Below are 19,255 nucleotides of genomic sequence, written 5' to 3' on the forward strand. Positions count from 1 at the left end.
CACCCGGCCGGAATGCCGGCGGGGGTGCGGCGCCGCACCCCCGCCGGGTGGCGGGTACCTGTCCCGGGCCCCCGCCCCGCCGGGGCTCAGCGCTCCCGCCACCCCGCCTTCACCTGGTGCCAACGGCGGGCCTGTTCCCCGGTGAGGCGGCCGCGCAGCTCCGCGAGCTTGAGGAGGTTGGCCTCGGCGCCGCTCGTCAGGGTCTGTGCCTCGCCGCGGTAGTGGTCGTCGATCAGCGCCTCGACTTCCGTGGCGTTCATCACGGGGACGATGCGGGCGGCGAGCTTGTTGGTGTTGCGGTACGAGCCCTGGAGGAGGAACGGCGGCTCGGTGCGGGTGGCGTCCGCCTGCGCGGCGGAGTCGATATAGGCGCGGTTGACGGCCAGCACGGTCTCCTGGACGTGCAGCAGCTTGGCCAGCACGGCCAGGATCTGGTCGAGCTCGGCCGGGGTGTAGGGGTGGGCGAGCCGGTCGGCGCGGGCCGTCGCATCGCCGCGGGCGAGCCGTACCAGCAGGTCGGTGTCGGCGCGGTCGCGGGCGACGAGCGGGGCCAGGACCGGGTTGGCGGTCAGCGCGTTCTCGATGTGCGAGAGCGCGAAGAGCGCCTCCTTGCCGGCGAGGACATCGCCGAGGTTCCAGACGTCGGCCCGGTTGGCGAGCATGTCCGGCAGCCGGAAGCGCCGCCCGGACTCGGTGTACGGGTTGCCCGCCATGCAGACCGCGAACCGCTTGCCGCGCAGGTCGTAGCTGCGGGCCTCGCCGTCCCACACGCCCTCCATCCGCCGCGTCGCGTCGCAGAGCGGGATGAATTTCTGGAGCAGCTCGGGCGAGGTGTGCTGGATGTCGTCCAGGTAGAGCAGCACGTTGCTGCCCATCTCCAGGGCGAAGGAGATCTTCGCCACCTCGCGGCGGGCGGCGGCGTCGGGGGCCGCGGCCGGGTCGAGGGAGGTGGTGCCGTGGCCGAGCGCCGGGCCGTCGACCTTGACCAGGACCAGGCCGAGCCGGGCGGCGACGTACTCCATCAGCGTCGTCTTGCCGTATCCGGGCGGGGACAGGAGCAGCAGCAGTCCCTGGCTGTCGGTGCGCCGCGCCTCCCCCGCGGCGCCCAGCTGCTTGGCGAGGTTGTCGCCGATGAGGGGCAGGTAGACCTCGTCGATCAGACGGTTGCGGACGAAGGCCGGCATGACCTCGGGGCGGTAGCGCTCCAGCTGGAGGCGGCGGCGCTCGGCCGCCAGCAGTTCGGTGCGCCGGCGGGTGTAGGCGCGGTGGGCGGGGACGCGGGTGGTGCGGAAGTCGTCGGTCCGGGCGAGCAGCTCGTCGATGCGGACCGGCAGCGTGCCGTCGGCCGCGATCCGCGGATGGCTGCCGAGCAGTCCTTCGACGGCGCAGCCGACCGGGTCGTCGATCTCGCGCCGGGCGAGTCCGGGGCCGCACACCTCGATCGCGACGGCCTCGGCGAGGTCCTCGCGGGCGTCGGCGTACGCGCCGAGCCAGCCGGTCACCAGCTGGTGGCGGGCGGCGAGGTGCTCGGCGCCGGGGAGCCCGTCGGCGCCCAGTGCCCGCAGGTCCTCGGCGAACTCCTTGACCGCGGGCGCCTCGGGGCCGCCCAGGGCGCGGTGGAAGCCGGCGAGCAGCGCGCGGGCGGCGGCGCCGGTGGCGAAGCGGGGGCTGCCGGTGGCCAGCTCCTCGAAGAGGTAGCCGCCGACGGCCGGCAGCCCGGTGGCGGTCCCGGCGCCGTCCGCCGTGGTCCCGGCGCCGTCCGGGAGCAGTCCGGCGGCCGCCAGGAAGCCGGCCGCCGCGTCGGACAGCTCGGCGGCGAGGTCGCCGGCCGCGGCGGTGCGGCCGAAGTGGGCGCGGGCGCGGGCCAGGGAGTGCGCGCGGGTGGTCCACCGGGTGCGGGTGGCGGGGTCGGTGCCGTGCTGCCAGAAGAGCTGGGCGGCGGCGCGGGTGCGGGGGGTGAAGCGCAGCAGTCCGGCCGCCGCGCGCAGCCGCAGCAGCGCGGTGAGCACGGCGGTGGCGTCGTGGTCGTGGACACCGCGGTCGTAGCCCTCGTCGTAGCGGGCCTCGGCGGCCTGCCGGACGAGGGTGTGCAGGGTGCCGTCGGCGGCCGCGGTGTGCAGCGCGTCCACGGTGAGCGCGTCCTCGCCGGCCTCGGCGCGCGCCAGGAGGAGGGCGGCGAGGCGCTCGGCCCGGTAGACGGCGGGCGATTCGGAGACCAGCGGCTGGTCCCAGAACGCGCGGTCGGCGGTGAGCCGCTCGTCGCGGGCCACGGCGCGGTAGTCGGTGCCGGTGACGGCGAAGGCGAGCTGCCCCTCGTACGGGACGAGGGTGAGATCGACGGGCTGGGTGTTGACGGCGAAGCGGTGCCGGCCCAGGCGGATGGTGCCGGTCTCGTCGTAGAGATCGGCGCGGTCGCGGAGCGCGCGGGCGGCTTCCTGGCGGGCGGACTTCAGGCGGCCGTCCAGCTCGTCGGCGCGCACCGGGTCGGCGAGCGTGCGCAGTTCGCCGGCGGTGGCGTGGACCTTGGCGACCAGCGGGTCGGCGGCGAAGTAGGCGTTGACCTCGTCGAGGGTGCCGAGCGCGCGGGCCCGCCGGGTGACGGTGGCCAGGACGCGCCGGGCGGACTCGACGAGCCGGTCGGTGTGCCGGGCGCGGGCGTCGAGCTGGGCCTGTTTGCGGGCGGCGAACGCCTCGTAGATCTCCTCGCGCTGGGCGGCGATGCGCTCCAGCCGGTCGTCCTGGGCGGGCGGGGCGCCGCCGTGCTCCGGGGCTCCGGGGCTCTCCAGGCCGCCGAAGCGCGCTTCGAGATTCTCGACCTGGAGGAGCAGCCGGCCGAGCTGTTCGTCGCACTCCTCGGGGGTGGCCGCGGCGGCCAGACCGCCCGCCACCGCCTGCCCGAGCAGCGCGAACTGGGCGGCGAACTCCTCCTGGCCCTCGGCGTCGGCGAGCGTGCGGCGGCGGGCGTCGAGGGTGGCGCGGGCCCGGTTGACGGCGCCCAGTACGTCCCCGACGCGGGCCAGGATGGAGGTCCGTACGGTCGTGTCGGCCAGGTCGAGGGTGCCGACGACCTCGGTGACGATGCGCAGTCCGTCGGCCTGGGCGTCGATCCGCTCCGCCAGGGGCGCGGCCTCGGCCACGGTGGGCACGGCGGCGGCCTCGGCGGTGAGTTCGGCGACCGTGCGGTGGGTGGTGGTGAAGGCGTCGTCGCCGCTGAGGAAGGCGACGGCGCGGCGGCCGGTGGCGGCCAGGTCGTCGGTGAGCGCCGCGGACAGCGCGTCGATCCGGTCCAGGTCGATGTGGCGGATCTCCCGCAGGGTCGCCAAGTGGCCCTGGGCGTGGCGCAGTTCGGCGAGGTTGCGGACCCAGGCGTCGGCGGTGTCCGGCTGGTCGCCACGGACCCGGCGGACCAGGGCGGTGGTGCGGGTGTCGGCCTCCGCGAGCTGCTGGGCGGCCCGCGCGCGGAGTTCGGTGACCCGCTCGAATTCGTCGATGACCTGCGCGGCGGTGGCCCGGACCGCCTCCAACGGCTCGGCCAGTGCGCCGAGTTCGGCCTCGCCGAGCCAGTGGTGGCCGTCGGCGGCGCGGGTCGCGGCGGCCTCGATGGCCGTGAAGACGGCGCCGGCCGGTGCCATCTCGGCGGCCATCCGGGCCACCGCGAGCGCGTCGGAGATCCCGCGGACGAGTTCGGCGTTGCCGACCCTGGCGAGCGGCCCGTCGCCCTCGGGCTGCGCGGCGGCGTACGCGTCGGAGGTGAAGGGGGTGCGCCAGACCTGGACGGGGTGGACACGGGCCGGTTCGGCGCCCTGGGCGCGCAGCACGGCCATGGTGCCGTCGTCGAAGAGGGCGTAGCCGTGGGCGGTGAGCGGGGCGGCGGCCTCCTCGCGGATCACGTTGTAGGGCAGCAGCAGGGTGCGGCCCGCGGCGCGGGCGTGGAAGACGTAGAGGAAGTCCTCGCCGTTCGGGGAGGGCACCGCCCTCTCGAATTCGAGGTCCGTGGTGTCGGTGTCGAAGGTCTTGGTGGTGCCGGTGGTGAGGTAGTAGCCGCCGGGGAAGACGATGCCCTGGTCCTCGGGGAGCGCCCGGCACGCCTGCCCGATGCCGTCGAGGCGGCACGCCTGGCGGGTGCGGGTGTTGAAGACGAGGTAGCGGTGGGCGTTCTCGTTGTACGGGCGGATCCGCAGCAGGATCAGCGGCCCGACCCGGGCGTGCGCGACCTCGGCGTCGGCCAGCGACTGCAACGGCTCGTCGACGGGTTCGGAGTGGATGCCGTCGGCGGTGCCGGTGTCGTCCTCGGCCTTGAGGGTGAGCGCCCCGCCGGAGGTGGAGACGTAGACGGCGCCCTGAACGGCGATGTGCGGGTGGCGGCCGGGGACGTGGTCCTCGCGGGTGGCCGGGGTCCAGGTGAGGTCGTGCGCGGGCGGGAAGGTGTGGTCCCGTTCGCCCTTGGCGTCGAGGTAGCCGGGGGTGCCGTCGGCGGCGAGCCGCCAGCGCAGCACCCGGATGTCGGTGAGCCGTTCGCCGGTGCGGAAGACGGCGAGCAGCAGGGCGCCGGTGCGGCGCAGCTGGAGCAGCCGGGCCTGGCGGTAGTAGCGGTGCAGTTCGTCGAAGTCGCGGACGAAGCGCGGGTCGTCCAGCAGGCCGGGCAGCGCGTCGGGGCCGGCCGCCTCGAAGCGGTCGCCGGTGCGGTGGTACAGCGCGAAGACATCGGCGACGGCGGTCGGCTCCCCCGCCGTCGCGGGCGGGTGGTGGCCGAACAGCAGCACCCCGCCGACCTGCACCACATCGCGGGGTACGCAGGCGTCGCCGGTGCGCAGCCGGTCGGCGGCCAGCAGCGCCAGCTCGGTGCCGCCGAACGTCTGGAGACGGCGGTCGTTGAGCGCCTGGGCGCGGGCGGTGAGTTCCCCGGCGGCCGCGGCCAGCCGGTCCCGCAGCACCTCGTAGGTGCCGGCCTCCAGCCCGCCGCCGGGCGTGGCCGTGCCCGGGGTCTCGTCCGGCGTGCGCGGTGCGCTGTCGGCGTTCACGTTCCCCATCTCCCTGCTCCTGCTCCCTGCCGATGTGCGGCGGGCGGGGCCGGCGGTGCGTGGAACCCCCCGGTCACCACGCACCACCTGCCCCACGCCTCGCTCCCCCTGCGGCGGTCCGGCCGCCGCTCCCCGTTTCCCCCGCCCACCACTCCCTGTTTCCCCCTCCCACCACTCCCTGTTCCCCCCGCCCGCCACTCCCCGTTCCCCCCGCGGCGGTCGCCACCGTGCCCCCGTACCGCCGCTCCCCCGTCCTCGGGCCGGGCCTACTTGCCGGGAGCCCCGGCGCCGGGCACCGCGGTCCCGTTCACCCCGGCGCCGCCCGCCTGCGCCGGCAGCGCGCCGGCCAGGTCCGCGAGCCGGGTCTCGGCCAGCCCGCTCGCCCGTACGGACTCCAGCAGGCCCTGCAACGGACCGGCCTGCGGACCGCCGTCCGCGATCAGCCGGCCGAGCGCACCGGCCAGCGTCAGGTCCCGCAGCCCGGCCGCCCCCAGGCCGCCGACCATGGCGCCGAGGTCCTTGGTGAAGGTGGAGTGCTCCTTGTCGAGCCAGGGGCCCGCGACGGTGCGCACCGTCTCGGAACGGTCGACCAGCGCGTCCAGGCCCTTGGCGGCGCCGATGGAGCCGACCAGCTTGTCGAAGAAGGTGCTCTCGCCGCCGACGATGTCGATCCGGGCGTTCTCCAGGCCGGTGGCCAGCACCGTCGCCTGTGCCTCGGCCACCTGGCGCCGGACGTCGATGTCCGCCAGCCGGATCTCCTTCTCGGCCGCCAGCCGCAGCCGGTACTCCTCGTGCTCGCGGCTCGCCGCGTCCAGCGCGGCCATCGCCGCGGCCTTCTCGGTGAGCCCGGCCGCCTCGGCCTTGAGCTTCTCGCCGATGGCGACGGCGTCCGCGAGCGCCTGGGCCTTGGTGCCCTCGGCGTCCGCCAGCGCCTTGGCGCGGGCGCCCTCGGCCTCGGCCCGGAGCAGTGCGCCGGCCGCCTCGGCCTCGGCGAGCCCGGACTTCTCGATGGCCTGGGCGTTCATCTCCCGGACCCGGACGTCGGCCAGACCGGCCGCGGCCGCCTCCGCCTGCACGCCCTCGGCGAGGCGGATCTTGGCCTGGGCGTCCAGCTCCGCGGTCTTGTGGCGGGTCTCGGCGAGGGTCATCTCCTCGGCGGCGCGGTGGGTGGCCGCCTGCTCGGCGGCCTCGGCCGCCTTGATGTCCTTGACCAGCCGCTGCTGGGCCTCCGCCTCGGCGCGGATGATCAGCGACTGGCGCTCCCGCTCGGCCTCCTCGACCGTGCGCAGCTTCTTGATCTCCTCCTCCTGGGCGGCGACGGTCTTCTCGACCGCGATCCGCTCCCGGATCACATCGGCGATCTCCCGCTTCTCCGCCTCGACCTCCTTGTCCGCGGCGATCCGCGACAGCTGCGTCTCGCGCTCGCGGGCGATGACCTCGAGCAGCCGGTCCTTCTCGATGCGCTCGCTCTCGATGGCGATGACCCGCTCGCGGTTCTTGACCGCCACCGCGATCTCCCGCTCGCGGTTCTCGTTCTGGATGCCGAGCGATTCCTCGGTCTTGAGGTGCGCGGAGTGCGAGCGCAGCCGCTCCTCGGCCTGGACGCGCGCCGTCTCGGCCTCTTCCCTGGCCCGTACGGTCTCGATCTCGCGCTGCTGCTTGATCTCCGCGTCGGCCTGCCGGCGCTCCAGCTCCAGGACGGCCTCCCGGGCGTCGACGTTCTGCCGGGTGATCTCCTTCTCCTCGTTGCGCTGGTACTCGTTGGTGCGGACGTGCTCGATCGCGGTCAGCTCGGTGATCTTGCGGATGCCCTGGGCATCGAGGATGTTGGAACTGTCGAGCTGGACGAGCGGGGTCTGCTCCAGATAGTCGATGGCCGCGTCTTCGAGGCTGTAGCCGTTCAGATCGGTGCCGATGACGGCGATGATGCGGTCCCGGAACTCGTCCCGCATCGTGTAGAGGTCCTGGAAGTCCAGCTGCTTGCCGACGGTCTTGAGCGCCTCGGAGAACTTCGCGTTGAACAGTTCCTGGAGGGTGCTGTCGTGGCTGGCGCGCTCGGTGCCGATCGCCTGGGCCACCTTCACCACGTCCTCCTTGGTCTTGTTGACCCGGACGAAGAACGCGATGCGGATATCGGCGCGGATGTTGTCCTTGCAGATCAGGCCCTCGCGGCCGGTGCGGCCGATCTCGATGGTCTTCACCGCGATGTCCATCACCTCGGCCTTGTGCAGCACGGGCAGCACGACGGCGCCGGTGAAGGTGACATCGACCTTGCGGTACTTGGAGACGATCAGCGCCTGGCCCTGGTTGACCTTGCGGTAGAGGCGGGTGACGGCGAACACCGCCACCAGCACGATGAGCACGACGACGGCGACGGTCACGCCGATTCCTACGGTGATGGCATCCATCGGTGAATCCCTGTGTCGGTTCGGGAAGTTGACGGCGCGTACGGAGCGCGCGGGGCGGAGCCGCGGCGGGCGGGGCGGCGGAGCGGGTGTCCGGTGCCGCCGGCGGGCCTGCGGTGCCGGGCGGTTCCTCAGCCGGCGGACCGGTGCGGGTCGAGCGCGCTGTCGTAGGGCGCGACCCGGAAGAACTCGCCGTCGGCGTCGTAGTCGAAGATGAGGGCGCTGCTGCCCGCGGTCAGTCCGGTCTCCTCGCAGCGCACCTGCACGATCGCGGTGGAGCCGTCCTCGGCTCGTACCTCGGCCTGGCCGAAGTCGTGGGCGACCCGGCCGGTGCGGATGACGCACAATCGGCCGACGAAGTCGTCCCGGGAGGCGACCCGTTCAGGGGGCAGCATCCGCCGGGCCAGGCGGACGGCGAGCCGGGTACCGGCCCAGGCGGCGGCCAGCGCCACGGCCAGTGTGACGGCGCGCAGCGGCGTACTGCCGGTCAGCGCGGCGCCGGCCAGGCTGACGAGCCAGGCGATGAGGATCCCCAGGGACAGGGTCACCGTCACCGGCAGCCCGGCCGTCTCGGCGGTGTCGCCGTGCGCACCCTCACCCCCGTCGAGGATGTGCACGCCGGCGCCGCCGATCAGCACCAGGAGCCAGTACCCGGCGATCACCAGCAGCGCGAAGCTGAACAGCGCCGCGGGAAAGGTGAGCGCGGCGCGCAGAAATTCACCCATGATCGTGCCCCCGTTGCGGTGCCGCTGACGTGCTGCTGTCGATGGAAGGATCCTCACATCACAGGGGCCTTGAGCACATTGCCGGAACCCGGCAATCTTTATGCGTTCTTGATGGCCTGCTATCGCCCTACGGCGTGCGCCGGGGCGTACGGGGCCGCGGCAGAACCCCGCACCGGCCCCGTGTTCCCCCGGCGCGGCCCGCCGCACGCCCGGCTACAGGGGCTTGTCGGGCCATCCCAGCAGGCGGGCGCCCATCGCCGCGGTCTCCAGCGAGTACCGCTGCAGACCATCCGACGGGTCGTAGCCCGTCAGGAACTTGATGCGGTCCAGCCGGTAGGACAGGGTGCGCACGCTCACCTGGAGCCGGCGGGCGGCCTCGGCGTTGACATAGCCCGCCGCGGCACACGCCGCGAGCGTCTCCAGCAGCGGCCCGGCCCCGCCGCGGGCCTGCGTCAGCGGCCCCAGCACGGTGCGGACGAGATCGGCCATGGCCGCCCGGTCACGCAGCAGCACGGGAAAGACCAGCAGCTCCGCGGCGCGCAGCACCGGTTCGGCCAGCTCCAGCTGCACGGCCAGGTCCAGGGCGCTCAGCGCCTCCTCGTAGGAGCGCACCACACCGCCCGCACCGGCGTGCGGCCGGCCGATGGCCACCCGGCGGGCGGCCGGCTGGCCGGCGTCCGGCCGGCGCGCGCAGGCGGCGAAAGCATCCAGGACGGCGCGTTCGCTGCTGGCACCGACACAGATCAGCCGGCCCTCCTTGGTGGTGATCAGCACATCGCGGTCGCCGAAGCGGCCGACCAGTTCGCGCTCCACCCGGCGGGCGACGGGGTGCACATCGTCGAAGGGCTCCTCGCCCTCGGCGACCGCGACCGCGTGTTCATGGGCCAGCCGCAGCCCGAACCGCTCGGCGCGCTCGGCCAGCCGCCCCAGGTCGCTGCGCCCGTACAGCAGATCGTCGACGAACTCCCGGCGGGCGGCCTCCTCCTGGCGCACGGAGAGCCGCTGGGCGCGCTCATGGCCCTCACCGAGCGCGGCGATCGCCGCGTCGACGGCGCCCAGCACCGCGTCGCCGGTCCTGACGCGTTCGGCGGCACCGGCCGCCCGCGCCACGCCGGGGAGGGTGCCCCAGACCCGGCGGGTCTCCCCCAGGAAGAGGCCGACGAGTTCACGCAGCCCGTGCCCGGCCTCGGCGGCCCGCTCCCCCAGGTCGCGCATCGCGTCCAGTTCGGGGCGGCGGGGCAGCCGCCCGGTCGCGGAGACCTCCCTGAGGAGAGTGGCGTAGCCGTCCAGGAAGTCGGCGGATATGGCGGCCGGGGAGGTGCCGGCACGGGTCATCGGGCACCGCCGCGCGCAGCCGCCGCGCCGCCCGCTCCGGTGGGCCGCAACCGGTCCGGCACCGGCCGTCCACCCCCACACACACCCACCACGTCACGTACTCCTCACGCCTTGGTTGCCAGGTCCCGGACATCGGGACCGCCCCAATCCTGCCGGATCCCGGCAGTGCGCCGGCACCGGGCCACCGGATCGCCCGGTCCCGGCGGGTGGCGGGCGGCGTACGGGCGCGGTGCGTATCCGGTGGGCGGCCCCGTGGAAGACCTGCGGAAGGGGGCTGGACGTGTGCTGCGGGACGCGTGATGCGCGGTACGCGGGGGGCACCGTACGAGTCCCGGGGCCGGTGGGAGACACCGCGCGGCGGGCCCCACGGGCGCGCACCGGCGCACCGCCGCGACGGCGCCGGGCCCGCCCGCATCCGGCGGGGCCGACCGCGCCCCCTGCCGGACGCGGCAATACGGCTACGGTTGTACCGGACCGCCGTGCGCCCGACACCGTCGTCGACGCGCCAGGTCCCCGTCGCGAGCCGTAGCTCCGTGTTGCCGGTAGTTGGAGAAAAGAGTAGTGAGCAGGGTGTTTGTGCAGGTCAACGCGCTAGTCCGAAGCACGGGGTAATCAGCATGCACATCGTCATCATGGGGTGTGGGCGCGTGGGCTCCGCCCTCGCGCAGACCCTGGAGAGCCAGGGGCACACCATCGCGGTGGTCGATCAGGACCCCACCGCGTTCCGCCGCCTGGGCTCCGCCTTCGGCGGCCGCCGGGTGACCGGCGTCGGCTTCGACCAGGACACGCTGCGCGAAGCCGGTATCGAGGAGGCGGGCGCCTTCGCCGCCGTCTCCAGCGGTGACAACTCCAACATCATCGCCGCCCGGGTGGCCCGCGAGATGTTCGGCATCGAGAACGTCGCGGCCCGGATCTACGACCCGCGGCGCGCCGAGGTCTACCAGCGCCTGGGCATCCCCACCGTCGCCACCGTCCGCTGGACGGCGGACCAGATGCTGCGCCGGCTGCTGCCCTCGGGCGCCGAGCCGCTGTGGCGGGATCCCAGCGGCGCCGTCCAGCTCGCCGAGGTGCACACCTCCGCGTCCTGGGTCGGCCACAAGATCAGCACGCTCCAGGAGGAGACCGGCGTCCGCGTCGCCTTCCTCACCCGGCTGGGCGAGGCGATGCTGCCGACGTCTCAGACGGTGCTCCAGGAAGGCGATCTGGTGCATGTGATGATGCGCGCCGACGACGTCGAGAAGGTCGAAGCGGCATTCGCCGAAGGTCCCGAGGAGGCGCACGCATGAGGGTCGCGATCGCGGGCGCGGGCGCGGTGGGCCGTTCCATCGCCGGTGAGCTGCTGGAGAACGGTCACGAGATCCTGCTCATCGACAAGGCGCCGACCGCCATCTCGGTCGAGCGGGTGCCCCTCGCGGAGTGGCTGCTGGCCGACGCCTGCGAGATCACCTCGCTGGACGAGGCGGCGCTCCAGCGCTGCAACGTCGTCATCGCGGCGACCGGCGACGACAAGGTCAACCTCGTCGTCTCGCTGCTCGCCAAGACCGAGTACGGCGTGCCCCGGGTCGTCGCCCGGGTCAACAACCCGAAGAACGAGTGGCTCTTCAACGAGGCGTGGGGCGTCGATGTCGCCGTCTCCACGCCGCGCCTGATGTCGGCGCTGGTCGAGGAGGCGGTGAGCGTCGGCGATCTCGTCCGGCTGCTGCGCTTCAGCCACGGCGACGCCAACCTCGTCGAACTGACGCTGCCCCCGGAGGCCGCGCTGGCCGGTACCCGGGTCGGCGACGTCGCCTGGCCCGAGGACACCTCCCTGGTGACGATCATCCGCGGCACGCGGGTGCTCACCCCCAACAAGGAGGACGCGCTGGAAGCCGGCGACGAGCTGCTGTTCGTCGCGGCCCAGTCCCGCGAGGAGCAGCTGGAGGACCTGCTGTCGGTCCGCCGCGAGGACACCACCGGCTGAGACACCGCGGACGCCGGAGGGCCCCGGGACCGATGTGGTCCCGGGGCCCTCCTGTGTACGGGGCGCGGGCGCGGCGTACGGAGCGCGGCGCCCGCCGGTCCGTACGGCCCGCACCGTCAGCGGCGGTGGCGCGGCCCTGGCGAGGGCGGCCCGTCGGCGACCGCCTCGGCCGCGGCACCCGCCGCCGGACCGTCCCCGGCCGCACGCTCCTCGGCCGCCTTCTCCGCCGCCTCCATCTCCGCGAAGACATCGATCGGCGGCGGCGCCTTCGCCAGGAAGACCCAGGTGAGATAGACCGCGAGCAGGAACGGCGGGATCTTCAGCACGATCAGCACCCAGCCCAGCTGGGCGGTGTCGGCCCACCAGTACAGCGGGAAGAGGATCGCGCACTTGGCGAACAGGATCAGCCCCCAGGCCCAGCTGGCCTTGGTGTACGCCTTCTTCCGGCCCGGGTTACGGGTGCGCCAGGAGAGGTTCTCCTTGAACACCGGACCCAGGATCAGGCCGATCAGCGGCACCCCCGCCACCGACGTGACGATGTAGGCGACACTCAGCCCGAGGGTGTAGAGCATCCCCGGCAGATAGAAGTCCTTGGCGTTGCCGGTCATCATCGCGAAGACGACGCCGAAGGCCACCCCGAAGACGCCGCCGAAGGCGTGCTTGACGGTGTCCTTGCGGACCAGGCGGACGGCCGCCAGCACCAGCGAGACGGCCAGTGCGGCGATCGCCGAGACGTGCAGATCCTTGTTGACCGTGAAGATCGTGACGAACAGCAGGCCGGGCAGCACGGTCTCCACCATGCCGCGCACGCCGCCGAACGCCTCGAACAGGGCCGCCTCGGTGACGTCCCTGCCGTCGGCGTCCTTGCCCGTACCCGCGCCGGTGCGCGAGGGGTCGGCGGAAGTGTCGGTCTGCTGGGCGGTGTCGGTGGTCGGTCGGTCGTAAGACGTCACCGGCTACTCCTGTCCGAGCGGTCGCAGTTCGTACTTCGGATTGAAGAGCACCCGGCGTCCGTGGCTCATGGAGACCCGGCCCGAGGCGATGAGCTTACGGCCCGGCTCGATCCCGACGATGGAGCGGCGGCCGAGCCACACCACGTCGAGAGCCGCGGAGCCGTCGAACAGCTCCGCCTCCAGCGCGGGCACTCCGGCGCGCGGCCGCAGCGTCACATGCCGCAGGGTGCCGGTGACCTGCACTATCTGGCGGTCGGCACAGTCGCAGATGCGGGTGCAGCCCGTCGCCTGCGTGTCCTGCCGCAGCTCGGCGGACTGCAACTCCTCCTCGGAGGAGGACAGCCTGTCGAGCATCCGGCGGAAACGACCGGCCGGCTTCTCGGATCGGATCCCAGCACTCATAAACCCAGCGTACCGGTGCGGCCGGTCCCCGATCACGGCCCGCGCACACGCCCGTATCCGGCCCGTGGCGCCCCCGCCGGCCGCCCGCCCCGGCGGCTCACTGCTCGAAGCGGTACCCCATCCCCGGCTCCGTGATGAAATGCCGCGGATGCGAGGGATCGCTCTCCAGCTTGCGGCGCAGCTGGGCCATGTAGACCCGCAGATAGTTGGTCTCGGTGCCGTACGACGGGCCCCAGACCTCCTGGAGCAGCTGCTTCTGGCTGACCAGCCGGCCCGCGTTGCGGACCAGGACCTCCAGCAGATGCCACTCGGTCGGGGTCAGCCGGATGTCCCGGCCCTCGCGGTTGACCTTCTTCGCCGCGAGATCGACGGTGAACCCGCCGGTCTCCACGATCACCTCGTCATCGGCCGGCCCGGTCGGCTCGGCTCTTCGCACCGCGGCCCGCAATCTGGCCAGCAACTCGTCCATCCCGAACGGCTTGGTGACGTAGTCGTCCGCGCCCGCGTCCAGCGCCTCCACCTTCTCGTCGGAGGTCTGCCGGGCGGAGAGCACCAGGATCGGCACCCGCGTCCACCCCCGCAGCCCCTTGATCACCTCGACGCCGTCCATATCGGGCAGCCCCAGGTCCAGGACGATGACGTCGGGGTGGCGGGCCGCGGCCAGCTTGAGGGCGGTGGCCCCGTCCGGAGCGGCGTCCACCTCGTACTTGCGCGCCTTCAGGTTGATCACGAGTGCGCGGACGATCTGCGGCTCGTCATCGACCACAAGCACCCGGTTCACTGGCGTTCTCCTCGTGGTGTCGGTCTCCGCCGGGCACGGCCCGCGGGACGGTCGGTGGGTGTGGCCCGGATGGCCCGGTTCATGTCGTGGCCTGGGCCGGAAGATCGGGTCTGGCCGGCGGCCGGCCGGCCGCGGCCCGGAGCGTGAGCACCATCGTCATCCCCCCTCCGGGGGTGTCCTCGGCGGCGAGCGTGCCGCCCATCGCCTCCGCGAATCCCCGCGCCACGGCCAGCCCGAGGCCCACACCGGCGCCGCGCGGGGCGTCACCATAGCGCTGGAACGGCTCGAAAATCCGGTCCTTGGCACTGTCCGGGACACCGGGTCCGCGGTCCGCGATCCGCAGCTCCACCCGGTCGCCGAGCGCACTGGCCGCGACCAGCACCGTCTCGCCGTCCGGGCTGTACTTCACCGCGTTCTCGACGAGATTGGCCACCGAACGCTCCAGCAGCCCCGGATCGACGGCGACGATCGGCAGCTCCTCGGGGATGTCGAGGGTGACACTGCCCTCCGGCACCCCGCCGAGCGCCATCGGCACCACCTCGTCGAGGTCGATCTCCCGGATCAGCGGGGTGACCGTGCCGGTCTGGAGCCGGGACATGTCCAGCAGATTGCCGACCAGATGGTCCAGCCGGTCCGCGCCCGCCTCGATACCGGCCAGCAGCTCCGCCTCGTCCTCCTCGGACCAGGCCACGTCATCGGAGCGCAGGGACGTCACCGACGCCTTGATACTGGCGAGCGGCGTCCGCAGGTCGTGACTGACCGCGGCCAGCAGCGCCGTCCGGATCCGGTTGCCCTCGGCCAGCTCCTGGGCCCGCTCCGCCTCGCCCACCAGCCGCTGCCGGTCCAGGACGACGGCGGCCTGGGCGGCGAACGCGGCCAGCACCCGCCGGTCCTCCGCGGGCAGCACCCGGCCGGTCAGCGCCAGCGCCATGTGGTCACCGACCGGCATGTCGACATCCGCGTCCTCGGGGCGCACCGGCGCACTCTGCTCCGTCCCCCCCGCCCGGCCCGCACACGTCCACGGATCGACGTCACTGCGCCGCTCCAGCAGCGCCACCGTCTCCATCTTGAACGTCTCCCGCACCCGTTCCAGCAGCGCGTCCAGCGTCTGCTCACCGCGCAGCACACTGCCCGCGAGGAACGACAGGATCTCCGACTCGGCGCGCAGCCTGGCGGCCTGATGGGTACGGCGCGCGGCGAGGTCCACCACCGAGGCGACCGACACCGCCACCGAGAAGAAGATCACTATGGCGAAGAGGTTGTGCGGGTCGCTGACGGTGAGGGTGTGGGTGGGCGGCGTGAAGTAGAAGTTGAGCAGCAGCGAACCGACGGCCGCCGACGCCAGCGCGGGCAGCTGCCCGCCGAGCAGCGCCGCGGCCACCGTCAGGAAGAGGAAGAGCAGCACGTCGTTGGCGAGGCCCGGACCGTGCGCGAGGCGGGTGAGCCCCAGCGACAACAGGGCCGGCGCGGCGACACCCACCAGCCAGCCGGCGATGATCCGGGCCCGGCCCAGCCGCGCACCGCGCGCCACCGGCAGCCCCCGGCCCTTCGCGACCTCGTCGTGCGTGACGATGTGCACATCCAGGTCCGGCCCGGACTCCCGGGCGACGAGCGCCCCCACCCCGGGCCCGAACATGTACTGCCATGCCTTGCGGCGGCTGGAGCCCAGCACGATCTGGGTGGCGTTCACCCCCCGCGCGAACTCCAGCAGCGCACTGGGGATGTCGTCGCCGATGACGTGATGGAACGTACCGCCCAGGTCCTCCACCAGGGTGCGCTGGACGGCGAGTTCCTTGGGCGAGGCGGACGTCAGCCCGTCGCTGCGCGCTATGTAGACGGCGAGCACCTCGCTGCCCGACCCCTTGGCGGCCATCCGGGCGGCGCGGCGGATCAGCGTACGTCCCTCCGGGCCGCCGGTGAGGCCGACGACTATGCGTTCGCGGGCCTGCCAGGTGGAGCGGATGGAGTGCTCGGCGCGGTACTGCTGCAAGTATTCGTCGACGCGGTCGGCGACCCACAGCAGCGCCAGTTCGCGCAGTGCCGTGAGGTTGCCCGGCCGGAAGTAGTTGGACAGGGCGGCGTCCACCTTGTCGGGCTGGTAGATGTTGCCGTGCGCCATCCGGCGGCGGATCGCCTGTGGCGACATGTCGACCAGTTCGATCTGGTCGGCGCGGCGGACGATTTCGTCGGGCACGGTCTCCCGCTGACGGACCCCCGTTATCGACTCGACGACATCCCCGAGCGATTCCAGATGCTGGATGTTGACCGTCGAGATCACATCGATCCCGGCTTCCAGCAGCTCCTCGATGTCCTGCCATCGCTTGGCGTTGCGCGAGCCGGGGACGTTGGTGTGCGCCAGCTCGTCCACCAGCGCCACGGCGGGCCGGCGCGCCAGGACCGCGTCCACGTCCATCTCGGTGAACACCGTCCCGCGGTACTCCAGCTCCTGGCGCTGGATCTGCTCCAGCCCGTGCAGCATGACCTCGGTGCGGGGCCTGCCGTGGTGCTCGACGAACGCCACGACGGCATCCGTCCCCCGCTCCACCCGGCGGTGCGCCTCGGACAGCATCGAGTACGTCTTGCCGACGCCCGGTGCCGCGCCGAGATATATCCGTAGCTTGCCGCGTGCCATGGCCTCATTGTCTTACGTGAAGGCCGCCCCCACCGGGCTGAACCTGTTTCGACCCTACCGACCGAACGCCGGGACAAAAGCCGCAGGTGGCGGCTGCGACCCCGGTCTTTACGCGACTCTGATACGGGGATCTGCAGGGGCCGCGGAACGGGGGACGAACCGCGCGAACACGGCGGCCGGGGCGGGAGCCGGGGGCGGGCGGAACGGAAGCCGGGGGCGGGCGGCGGGTGGAAAGCGGGGAGGGCGGGGACCGGAGCGGCGGCCGGGCGGCAGCACACCGAAATTCCGTCGCCCCGGCACATACCGGCTGCGAGGATGCCCCGCATGACCGAGGTACGCATCGCCCACACCGCCGACCTGGACACCGCCACGCGCAACGCGGCCCGCAGCCTGCTGTACGACGTCTTCGACGACATGACCGCGGAGGACTGGGAGCACGCACTCGGCGGCCTGCACGCACTGATCCACGAGGACGGCGAACTCATCGGGCACGCGTCGGTGGTCCAGCGCCAGCTGCTGCACGGCGGCCGGGCGCTGCGCTGCGGCTACGTGGAAGGCGTGGGAGTCCGCGCGGACCGGCGCGGCCGGGGGCACGGCCGGGCCCTGATGGAAGCCCTGGAGCGGGTGGTGCGCGACGCGTACGACCTCGGCGCGCTGGGCGCCGCCGACGAGGCAGCGGCCTTCTACGCGGCCCGCGGCTGGCGACTGTGGCGCGGCCGCTCCTGGGCACTCACCCCGGAAGGCGTCCACCGCACCGCCGACGAGGACGGCTGCCTCTACGTCCTGCCGACGACCGTCCCCCTCGACCTCGACGCGGACCTCACCTGCGACTGGCGCAACGGGGATCTCTGGTAGCGGGCACTGGTGACGGCCGGCCGGGGGGGCTCCCCTCCCCCGCCCCCACCCACCCCGCTCCTCCCCGCCCCTCGCCCCTCCTCCGCCCGGCCCGCGACCGCCCGGTCTCCGTGGTCGTCCTCCCGTGGTCAGCCCTCCTCCGTGATCACTCCGTCGCTCAGCTCCATGACACGGTCGGCGAGGCCGAGGAGGTTCGCGTCGTGGGTGGCCACCAGGGCGGTGACGCCTTCGCTCCGGACGACGGCGCGCAGCAGTTCCATCACCTCCAGGCCGGTCTCCGCGTCCAGTTGACCGGTGGGTTCGTCCGCGATGAGCAGGGCCGGGCGGTTGGCCAGGGCGCGGGCGATGGCGACGCGTTGCTGCTGGCCGCCGGAGAGTTCGCCGGGCCGCTGCTCGGCATGGTCGGCGAGGCCGACCAGCGACAGCAGCAGCTGGACGCGTTCCTCACGTTCGCGCGGCGGCACCTTGCGCAGCCGCAGCGGCACGCCGACGTTCTCGGCGGCGCTGAGGATCGGTATCAGCCCGAAGGACTGGAAGACGAAACCTATGCGCTCGCGGCGCATCGCGAGCATTCCGCTCTCGTCGAGGTCGGCCAGCGCCGTGCCGTCAACGGTGATCCGGCCGGAGTCGGGGGTGTCCAGGCCGCCGACGAGGTTGAGGAGTGTGGTCTTGCCGGAGCCGGAGCGGCCGCGCAGGGCGACGAGTTCACCGCGCGGGACCCGGCAGGAGACTCCGCGCAGGGCGTGTACGGCGCCGGCGGCGGTGCCGTAGCTGCGGTGCAGGTCCTCGACAAGGACCATCGCCCCCGGCGGCGCCTCGGCGACGGCCGTACCCGCCCCGCCCGCGGGACGCCGTCCGTCGCCCGCGCCATCGGCCCCGCCACCGGCCGCCCCGTGCCGGGCGTCGTACGCGTCATGCGCACCGCCCTGTGCCGCGCCACGGCTCCGGTCCTGGCCCGGCGCGTTGTGTTCACCGCTCATGATCCGCTCCCCCACTCTCGTGCTCGCTCCCGCACGCCGTCCCGTCACCGCTGCGGGATCCGGCGACCGTCACAGCTGCCGCAACGGTCGCTGCGTCCGGCCGCGTTGGCCGCCGGACCGGCGCCTCGTTCGCCGGTTGCGTCAGTATGCGTACGGCGCGGTCCGGCAGGCAACGCCTGTGGATAAGTGGTGGATCAGCGTGAAGTCGCCGCGCGGGGCGAGGGCTCCCGGCCGCCCGCCGGGCCGGTGTGCGGGACGTCGTCGGCAGCGGGGTCCCGGTCCTGTTGCCGGCTTCCGGTTCGTGCGTCACCTGGGCCCGGCACCGGCAGCAGGCAGTTCGCGGGGGGGGGGCGCCCGGCCGGTCGCCGCACAGTGCACCCGCCCGGCCGGCCTGCCACCGGACGAACAGGTACCCCGGGGATCCTCTCCCCGGGGTCACCCGCCCACTGCGCGCCCCGCCGCGGCCCCGGCACCCGCCCCGCCGCCGCGGCCCCGCCCGGCTCTCGCACCGGGTGCCGGGCGCCGTCCCCTGCCCAGCGCTACCTCTTCCCCTGCGTCAGCTCCCGCAGTGCCGTGTTCAGCTCCAGGACGTTGACCCGGGGTTCACCCATGAAGCCCAGGATGCGCCCGTCGGTGTGGTCCTTGACCAGCTGTGCCACCTTGGCCGCGTCGAGGTGGTTCTCCTTGGCGACCCGGTCGGTCTGGAGCCGGGCGTACTCAGGGGAGATGTCCGGGTCGAGGCCGGAGCCCGACGAGGTCACGGCGTCCGCCGGGACCTTCGACTCCGGAATCCCGTACGTCTCGGAGACCCACTTCTTGCGCTCCTTCACCGCCTTGATCAGGTCGGTGTTGGTGGCGCCCTGGTTGGAGGCGCCGGAGATCTGGAGGTCGTACTGGGTGTTGACGCCGTTGGCCTGGTTGCTGCCCAGGCCCGCCGAGGGGCGCGGCTGGAAGTACCTCAGGTCCGGGATGGGGTTGCCGTCCTTGTCCTTGCCCTTGTCGTAGCGCTGGCCGAGCAGCGACGAGCCGACCACCTTGCCCCCGGAGCTGATCTCCGACCCGTTGGCCTTGGCGGGGAAGGCCGCCTGTGCCACTCCCGTGACCACCAGGGGGTAGATCACCCCGCAGACCACGGTCAGGACGAGCAGGGCGCGCAGCCCCGCCGCCATCAACCGGGCGCTGTTGCGTACGGAGTTGTTCATGGCA

Annotated in this window: 13 protein-coding genes; 3 read left to right on the top strand and 10 right to left on the bottom strand. The window is 73.4% G+C overall.

Annotation, left to right across the window (positions count from 1 at the left end):
* Positions 1-86: 86 nt before the first annotated feature.
* The 4 genes from ACLJWH_RS30615 to ACLJWH_RS30630 all read right to left on the bottom strand — a co-directional run bounded on the left by ACLJWH_RS30615 (position 87) and on the right by ACLJWH_RS30630 (position 9,486).
* Complete coding sequence (locus ACLJWH_RS30615; RefSeq protein ID WP_411145023.1) at positions 87-5,030, bottom strand: DNA repair ATPase; 4,944 nt, start codon at positions 5,028-5,030, stop codon at positions 87-89.
* 257 nt (positions 5,031-5,287) lie between these two features.
* A complete protein-coding gene (locus ACLJWH_RS30620) occupies positions 5,288-7,429 on the bottom strand; it encodes a flotillin family protein (protein ID WP_411145024.1) in 2,142 nt (713 codons plus the stop codon).
* A 128-nt stretch (positions 7,430-7,557) separates the two neighbouring features.
* Positions 7,558-8,151: a hypothetical protein gene (locus ACLJWH_RS30625; RefSeq protein WP_411145025.1), complete on the bottom strand. Its 594-nt coding sequence runs from the start codon at positions 8,149-8,151 to the stop codon at positions 7,558-7,560.
* Between the two features lie 213 nt (positions 8,152-8,364).
* Positions 8,365-9,486: a PucR family transcriptional regulator gene (locus ACLJWH_RS30630; RefSeq protein WP_411145026.1), complete on the bottom strand. Its 1,122-nt coding sequence runs from the start codon at positions 9,484-9,486 to the stop codon at positions 8,365-8,367.
* Between the two features lie 617 nt (positions 9,487-10,103).
* Between ACLJWH_RS30630 and ACLJWH_RS30635 the strand changes: the two genes are divergently transcribed.
* Complete coding sequence (locus ACLJWH_RS30635; protein ID WP_052861128.1) at positions 10,104-10,772, top strand: potassium channel family protein; 669 nt, start codon at positions 10,104-10,106, stop codon at positions 10,770-10,772.
* The gene (locus ACLJWH_RS30640; protein ID WP_052861127.1) at positions 10,769-11,446 is read left to right on the top strand and encodes a potassium channel family protein; all 678 of its coding nucleotides are present in this window, start codon (positions 10,769-10,771) and stop codon (positions 11,444-11,446) included. The genes ACLJWH_RS30635 and ACLJWH_RS30640 overlap by 4 nt, the downstream gene beginning before the upstream one ends.
* A gap of 116 nt (positions 11,447-11,562) precedes the next feature.
* Here ACLJWH_RS30640 and ACLJWH_RS30645 read toward each other — a convergent pair whose 3' ends face one another.
* From ACLJWH_RS30645 to ACLJWH_RS30660, 4 genes are all read right to left on the bottom strand, one after another.
* Entirely contained in the window at positions 11,563-12,399 is an 837-nt protein-coding gene (locus ACLJWH_RS30645; protein ID WP_411145027.1) for a DUF3159 domain-containing protein, read from the bottom strand.
* Between the two features lie 3 nt (positions 12,400-12,402).
* Positions 12,403-12,801 carry an OB-fold nucleic acid binding domain-containing protein gene (locus ACLJWH_RS30650; protein ID WP_411145028.1) on the bottom strand — a complete coding sequence of 133 codons (399 nt, stop codon included), beginning with the start codon at positions 12,799-12,801 and terminating at the stop codon, positions 12,403-12,405.
* 97 nt (positions 12,802-12,898) lie between these two features.
* Positions 12,899-13,582 (bottom strand): response regulator, encoded by a 684-nt coding sequence (locus ACLJWH_RS30655; protein WP_052861124.1) that lies wholly within the window; start codon positions 13,580-13,582, stop codon positions 12,899-12,901.
* Positions 13,583-13,661: 79 nt separating this feature from the next.
* A complete protein-coding gene (locus tag ACLJWH_RS30660) occupies positions 13,662-16,214 on the bottom strand; it encodes an ATP-binding protein (RefSeq protein ID WP_411145029.1) in 2,553 nt (850 codons plus the stop codon).
* 315 nt (positions 16,215-16,529) lie between these two features.
* Here ACLJWH_RS30660 and ACLJWH_RS30665 point away from each other — a divergent pair, with 315 nt between their 5' ends.
* Positions 16,530-17,069 carry a GNAT family N-acetyltransferase gene (locus ACLJWH_RS30665; RefSeq protein WP_411145030.1) on the top strand — a complete coding sequence of 180 codons (540 nt, stop codon included), beginning with the start codon at positions 16,530-16,532 and terminating at the stop codon, positions 17,067-17,069.
* A 128-nt stretch (positions 17,070-17,197) separates the two neighbouring features.
* On the opposite strand, the gene ACLJWH_RS30670 is transcribed toward ACLJWH_RS30665, so the two are convergent.
* Together ACLJWH_RS30670 and kdpC are read right to left on the bottom strand one after the other, a co-directional pair.
* Positions 17,198-17,869: an ABC transporter ATP-binding protein gene (locus ACLJWH_RS30670; RefSeq protein WP_411145135.1), complete on the bottom strand. Its 672-nt coding sequence runs from the start codon at positions 17,867-17,869 to the stop codon at positions 17,198-17,200.
* Between the two features lie 719 nt (positions 17,870-18,588).
* Complete coding sequence (gene kdpC / locus ACLJWH_RS30675; RefSeq protein WP_411145031.1) at positions 18,589-19,251, bottom strand: potassium-transporting ATPase subunit KdpC; 663 nt, start codon at positions 19,249-19,251, stop codon at positions 18,589-18,591.
* Positions 19,252-19,255 lie beyond the last annotated feature (4 nt).

The sequence above is a fragment of the Streptomyces sp. x-80 genome (assembly GCF_046549095.1).
Taxonomy (GTDB): domain Bacteria; phylum Actinomycetota; class Actinomycetes; order Streptomycetales; family Streptomycetaceae; genus Streptomyces; species Streptomyces celluloflavus.